Source organism: Streptomyces sp. MB09-01, from assembly GCF_033794505.1.
Taxonomy (GTDB): Bacteria; Actinomycetota; Actinomycetes; order Streptomycetales; family Streptomycetaceae; genus Streptomyces.
Genome location: NZ_JARAYQ010000015.1, coordinates 62,990 through 69,403 on the forward strand (window position 1 = coordinate 62,990; position 6,414 = coordinate 69,403).

The 6,414-nt window shown below is 72.2% G+C and carries 6 protein-coding genes; 2 read left to right on the forward strand and 4 right to left on the reverse strand.

Features of this window, described 5'->3' with window-relative positions:
• The first annotated feature begins 52 nt into the window (after positions 1-52).
• Positions 53-919 carry an SDR family NAD(P)-dependent oxidoreductase gene (locus PV721_RS05620; protein ID WP_319721698.1) on the forward strand — a complete coding sequence of 289 codons (867 nt, stop codon included), beginning with the start codon at positions 53-55 and terminating at the stop codon, positions 917-919.
• Positions 920-1,151: 232 nt separating this feature from the next.
• On the opposite strand, the gene PV721_RS05625 is transcribed toward PV721_RS05620, so the two are convergent.
• Positions 1,152-2,342 carry a barstar family protein gene (locus PV721_RS05625; RefSeq protein WP_319721699.1) on the reverse strand — a complete coding sequence of 397 codons (1,191 nt, stop codon included), beginning with the start codon at positions 2,340-2,342 and terminating at the stop codon, positions 1,152-1,154.
• A 302-nt stretch (positions 2,343-2,644) separates the two neighbouring features.
• Here PV721_RS05625 and PV721_RS05630 point away from each other — a divergent pair, with 302 nt between their 5' ends.
• The gene (locus PV721_RS05630; protein WP_319721700.1) at positions 2,645-3,382 is read left to right on the forward strand and encodes an NPP1 family protein; all 738 of its coding nucleotides are present in this window, start codon (positions 2,645-2,647) and stop codon (positions 3,380-3,382) included.
• Positions 3,383-3,406: 24 nt separating this feature from the next.
• Here PV721_RS05630 and PV721_RS05635 read toward each other — a convergent pair whose 3' ends face one another.
• The 3 genes from PV721_RS05635 to PV721_RS05645 form a co-directional block, all read right to left on the reverse strand.
• Entirely contained in the window at positions 3,407-4,543 is a 1,137-nt protein-coding gene (locus tag PV721_RS05635; protein WP_319721701.1) for a substrate-binding domain-containing protein, read from the reverse strand.
• A 28-nt stretch (positions 4,544-4,571) separates the two neighbouring features.
• Positions 4,572-5,630, reverse strand: coding sequence for an ABC transporter permease (locus PV721_RS05640; protein ID WP_319721702.1), 1,059 nt, complete (start codon positions 5,628-5,630; stop codon positions 4,572-4,574).
• A partial coding sequence (locus PV721_RS05645) for an ATP-binding cassette domain-containing protein (protein WP_319721703.1) occupies positions 5,627-6,414 on the reverse strand: 788 nt, incomplete at its 5' end. The genes PV721_RS05640 and PV721_RS05645, both read right to left, overlap by 4 nt.

Below are 6,414 nucleotides of genomic sequence, written 5' to 3' on the forward strand. Positions count from 1 at the left end.
TTTATGGTGTGTGTGCACGCACATAAATCACGTTCCGTGAAAGGTGACCGCCATGTCGACCCTCCCCACCACCCCCGACGCCTCCCTCCGCACCGTCCTGATCACCGGCACCTCCTCCGGTATCGGCCTGGCGGCCGCCGTCGCCGCCGCCCGGGCCGGCTGGCGCACCGTCGCCACGCTGCGTGACCCCGGCAAGGCCGACGCCCTGCGCGAGGCGGCCGCGGAGGCCGGCGTCGAGCTCGACATCCGCCGCCTCGACGTCGTCGACGAAGCCTCCGTCGCCGCCGCCGTGAACGGCGTGATCGCCGACTACGGCCGTCTGGACGCAGTCGTGAACAATGCGGGAGCCGGGCACGTCGGCACCCTCGAACTCGAAACCGTCGCCGATGTCCGCGAGGTCATGGAGGTCAACTTCTTCGGCGTGCTGAACGTTTCCAAGGCGGCCCTGCCGTACCTGCGGGCCACCGGCGGCCGCCTGATCACCGTCACCAGTGTCGGCGGCGTCATCGGCCAGCCCTTCAACGAGGCCTACTGCGCCGCGAAGTTCGCCGTGGAGGGGTACATGGAGAGCCTGGCCCCCGTCGCCGGCGCCGTCGGTGTGGGCGTGACCGTCGTCGAGCCGGGTGCCGTGGCCACGGAGTTCGTCAACAACATCGGGCTCGACATCGAAGGCCGGATCGCCGCGGCCGGCCCGTACGCCGACGCGCTGCGCCACTACGTCGAGCGTACGGTCGGCCAGTTCCTGGACGGAGCCCAGACCCCGGCCGGTGCGGCCGAGTCCGTGATGGAGGCGCTGACCGTCGACCGGCCCGCGTTCCGCATCCAGACCTCGCAGTGGGCGCGCGACTTCACGGGCAACAAGCTGGCCGACCAGGACGGCTCGGCGGTCGTCGGCATGACGGGAACCTGGGTCTCCTGACCGGCGGGGGCCGGGCCGGGGCGCTCGATCTGTGCTCCGGCCGGAACCGGGTCATCATGGCGGAAGGCCGACGAACCCCTCCGCGCAAGGGTGCGGCGGAGCGAGCCGGGAGGTGACCGTACGCATGGACGAATCACGCAGGGCCTGGATCATGATCGGCGGCGTCGTCGCCGTCATCTTCCTGAACCTCATCGCCATCGTCCTGATGAACACCGTCGGGCGATGACCGCCCCTACCGGAGTTCCACGGTGGCGCCGAAGGACCTGAGACGGCCGACGACCTCCTCGGCGTAGGAGTCGGCGGTCATCCCTTCGTCGGCAAGGGCGCTTCGGGCCACCTCGAAGTCGTGCCAGACCAGGGTGAAGGGCGGGACGGCGCCGAAACCGCCGGACAGGCAGTCGAACAGCGAGTTCCAGCACCGTCCGTAGTAGCCGCCGGGACCGTTGAGCGCCTCTCCCAGCGCGCAGTGCAGGGCGTAGTGGCCGGTCACGTGCCGGCCGTCGAGGTGGTAATCGCCGCCCTGCCGGTCCGGGCCGTCATGCCTCTCCGTGAGCCGGAGCCATTCCCCCCGCAGCTCGTCCGGGAACCGGGCCCACTGCTGGGGCTCGGTGGGGCGCCTGTCCCGCCACGCCTCCCACACGCGCTCGACCTCCGGCCGGGGCTGTTCCTCGACATCGCCCCAGACCGTGACGTCGAGCAGCCCGCCGCCGAGGGCGGAAGGCCGCGCCCCGACGACCGACAGCCGTGCGGTCCGCCCGGTCATGACGCGGCCCGTCCGGTCGACCGCCAGGATCTCCAGGGGCGTGGAGCTGCGCCCCCGCGACAGGAGCGGGGCATCGGGGTCGCAGCCGAGGAACCGGAGCACGACCGGCTCCGGAGACTTCCGGAAGTGAAAGAGCCGGGGCACTGCCGCGCAGGAGCCGTACGGGGTGTCCCCCTCGAGGCCGAAGAGCTCGAAGTCGAGCTGCTTCTGCCTCTCGTCCGACGGCGTGCCGACGGGCCAGTCGGGCGGCAGGACGCCGGCCTCCACGGCGATGTCGACGAGTGAGGGGTCCTCCGGGCAGGGCTGCTGGTCCACGACGACGGCGTCGTACAGCTCGTACTCCCAGCCGTGCACCGGCTCGCCGTTGAGCCGCATCTCGATCCGCAGGTCGCCGATCCGGCCGCCGTCCTTGCCGTCGACGGCGTCGCGGAGCGGGCCGAGCGGTGCGCACGCGAAGAGCACCAGCTCTTCTGCGGGCACGGCCGGGACCGGCGGTTCGGCGAACAGCCCTTCCACGTCCGCGCACTTCGCGAGAAGGTCGTACCCGCGGGCGTAGGGGAAGCTCCAGCCCTCCGGCCCGTGGTGCCTCTCCTCCACCAGAACGTACCGGAGCGGCGTGCCGCGCTCCCGGCTCCACCGCTCGCGCCAGGGGTTTTCCATACTGCACATCCAACAGTGATCTGCCCGGGACCGCATGCGGGTTTCGCGCCGGCCGGGCGGCCGCGAGCTGGCAGACCGTCGCGTCCGCATGTCCTGACATCCACTCACATCGCTTGGTGCGTGCGGCTGTCCGGATCGGCGCGGGGCCGGAAAGAAGGGTCGCTCGGACCCTTGCCGTGCCGCCCGCGGTTCGCGAATGATGCTCCGGGCGCGTCGGCCGATGACGGCCGCGCTCCGCCGCCCCCGCCGAGCCGACCGGTCAGGAGCCCGTTTTGCGGACGAACCGTCACATCAGGAGATCAATGGTGGTCGTCGGGGCCGCCCTCGCGCTGGTCGTCGCCGTTCCCCAGACGGCCTTCGCCGCGCCGCCCCCGGCCCTGCCCAGCCAGGCCGAGGCGATCGAGCTGACCTTCCAGCCGGCCTACGACTACGACACCGACGGCTGCTACCCGACACCTGCCATAGGCCCGACCGGAGTTCTGAACGGCGGACTCAAGCCCACCGGCGCCCTCAACGGCAACTGCCGCGACGCCTCGGACCTCCAGAACACCAACGGTTACTCCCGCTGGACGTGCAACAACGGCTGGTGCGCCGTGGTCTACGCGCTGTACTTCGAGAAGGACCAGGCCCTCGCCGGTGTCTCCCTCGGCGGCCACCGCCACGACTGGGAACACGTGGTGGTGTGGATCCAGAACAACGAGGCCAAGTACGTCGCGACCTCCGCCCACGGTGACTTCAACATCCACGCGCGCGACCAGATCCGCTGGGACGGCACCCACCCCAAGATCGTCTACCACAAGGACGGGGTGAGCACGCACTGCTTCCGCGCGGCGAACACCAATGACGAGCCGCCCGAGAACCACCGCGGTACCTGGCAGTTCCCCGCGCTCGTCGGATGGTCGGGCTACCCCGCGACCCTGCGGGACAAGCTCAGCCAGGCCGATTTCGGCAGCGCGCACTTCGGCCTGAAGGACGGCTCCTTCGCCTCCCACCTCGCGGAGGCCAAGCCGGCGGGCATCCCCTTCGACCCGTACCAGTAGCCGGCCGGCGGCCGGGGCCGTGGTTCACCTGCCCCAGATCTTCCGGTACCCCTCGCGGTAACCGGACGGGTCCCAGGACGTGGCGCCGTCGCTGTTGTCGGCCGTCGCGATGTGGACGGGGGCCACGTAGCCGCTGGCGGGCCGGCCGGCGAACGCGCGGTTGAACTCGTCGACGATCTGCCAGCCCTGCTGGGACAGCGGTTCGGGGACGGTGGCGGCCTGGAACTGCTTGCTGTTGATGCGCTGGAAGGCGGACGGGTCGCCGTCGCCCGCGCCGATGTTGAAGGGCGGTCCGGACCCCGGCTTGCCGGCCGCGCGCAGGGCCGGGGCCGCGTCCGCGAAGTAGAGGTCGTTGATGGCGACGGAGTGGGTCCAGTCGCCCTGGAAGCGGGAGAGGAGCGAGGAGACCGCCTGGGGGGTGCGGCTGGCGGCGTCCGGGATGGGGATGTTCTCGCGGGACAGGAGCCGGACGCCGGAACAGGTGGCCAGCTCCTGCCGGATCAGGTCGGACTTGTTCTTGGCGAAGGGGATCGAGTCGTCGGTGAAGAGGACGACTCCGGCATCGCCGCCGGACCCGGCGATGATCCAGTCCGCGCTGATCCGCGCCACGTCCTCCACCTTCGTCGTGACGTTGGTGAACAGCCGGGGGCGCTCGCTCGGGCCGGGCGAGCCGACCGCGTGCCAGCCGATGACCGGGATGTCGGCGGCTTCGGCCCGCGCCATCTGCTGCGAGGTCAGCTGGGGGTCGAAGCCGCCGATCACGATGCCCGAGGGCTTGAGCGTGATGGCCTGGCTGAGCGCCGCCTGGATGCCGGCGGGAGTGCCCTCCCCGTCGATCACCCGGACCTTCCAGCCGATGGCCTTCGCGGCCTCCTCGACGCCCTTCGCGACGCCCGCGACACCGGGGTTGGTCATGGTCTGTGCGACGTAGACGAGCGTCTTGCCGGCCGCCGCCGGGGGGCCGCTGGTGGGGCCGTGCCATGCGGCGTCGGTGTTCTCGGCCTGACGAACGGCCGCCCCGGCCTTCGCGAGGACGGCGGGGCACCCGGCCTGCGACGGCCCGGCGCCGGTCGACGGGCCGCTCCCGCAGCCGGCGACGAGGGCCGTGGCCGCGGTCAGCAGGGCTGCGGCCGTGAGGGTGGTCTTGCGGTTCGGGTGCACGGTGCTCCTGGTGCGCGTACGAGGTCTGCTACGGATGGCTGTCCTGCGGTGGTGCGGCCGGAGGCCGGGCGGGGGAGCGGCGGGTCGCGGTGCCGGTGCGCAGCCGGCGGCGGGCGGAGTAGCCGGCCAGGCCGACGGCGATGAGCAGGGTGGCGCCGTTGAACAGCGGCGTGGCCCAGAACTGGGCGCCGAGCTGGCCGATGCCGGCGAGGCCGATGGCGAGGACGGCGACGGCCACGACGGTGCCGAGGACGTTGGCGCGGCCGGGTTTGATCGTGGTGGCACCGAGGAGGGCGCCGACGAAGGCGGGCAGCAGGTACTCCAGACCGACGCTCGGGTTGCCCGTCTGCTGCTGGGCGGCGAGGAGGACCCCGGCGAAGCCGACGACCAGGCCCGACCCGGTGAAGGCGTAGACGGAGTACCGGTGGGTGGGGATGCCGATGATGCCGGCGGCGCGCGGGTTGGAGCCGATGACGTACAGGTACCTGCCGAGCGGCAGCCGCTCCAGCACCACCCAGAGGCCGGCCGTGAGGGCGAGCACGTAGAAGGCCGGCAGCGGCAGGCCGAGGAACCGGGAGTCGTAGAGGCCGGTGAAGTCGGCGGGGAGGCCGCTCGGGCCGGGGACGATCCGGCCGCCGTCGGTGATCCAGCCGGTGAAGGCGTACATGATGCTGCCGGTGCCGAGCGTGGCGATGAAGGAGTCGATCCGCCCGAACTCGACGACGACGCCGTTGAGCGCGCCGACCGCCGCCCCTCCGAGGACCACGACGAGGCAGGCGGCGGGCCAGGGCCAGCCCTCGTTGACGATGAGCTGCATCACCAGCACGTGCGCCAGGCCGAGACCGTAGCCGATGGACAGGTCGAACTTGCCGGCGGCGATCGGGATCGTCGCACCCAGCGCCAGGAGGGCGGGGATGGACTGGTTGGAGAGGATCGAGGACACGTTGTCCCGGGTGGGGAAGGTGCCCGGCAGGGTGAGGGAGAAGACGAGGAAGAGCAGGACGGCCAGGGCCAGGAGGCCGTAGCTGCCGACGAGGTGCCCGCGGAGGTGGCCCAGCGGGGATCGGCGCGAGGGGGAGTGGGTCATCGGCTCGTCGCGGTCCCGGTGATCGGGGGCATGGCCGAGGCGGTCCGGGTGAGTTCCGTGACGGTGAGCGACGCACCGGTCAGTTCGGCGCTCACGGTTCCGCGGACGAACACCAGCGCGCGGTGGCACACGCCCGCGACCTCCTCGAAATCGGTGGAGATGAGCAGGACCGCCAGACCGGAGGCCAGCGCGTCGTCGAGCAGCCGGTGGATCACGGCCTTGGCGCCGACGTCCACACTGGCGGTCGGCTCCTCGAGGACGAGCAGGCGCAGGTTCCCGCGCAGCCACCGGCCGACCATGACCTTCTGCTGGTTGCCGCCGGACAGGGTGGCGATCGGCACCTCGCTGTCTCGGGGGTGCACCGAGAATCGGTCGATCAGGGCGGTGGCCTCGGCGCGCTCGCGGCGGGGGCCGGTCCACCGCAGCGCCGGGACACCGGCGGCCCGGGGGTTCGCCAGAAAGTTCTCCCGTACGGTCAGTTCGGCGGCGCAGCCCTCCTCCTGACGGTTGCCCGCCACGAAGCCGACGCCGGAGTCGAGAGCGGCGCAGACCCTGCGCGGGCGGTACGGCCGGCCGTCGAGCAGTGCCCGCCCGCCCAGGATCGGCCGGGCGCCGGCGAGGGCGCGGCCCAGGTCCATGTGGCCGGCGCCGGTCAGGCCCACCATGCCGAGGATCTCCCCGGCCCGCAGGTCCAGGCTGACCGGCCCGGCGTACGCGGTCCGTACGCCGTCGAGGCGCAGGAGGGGCGGGCCGGTCAGCCTGGACCTGCGGGCCGGGGAGATCC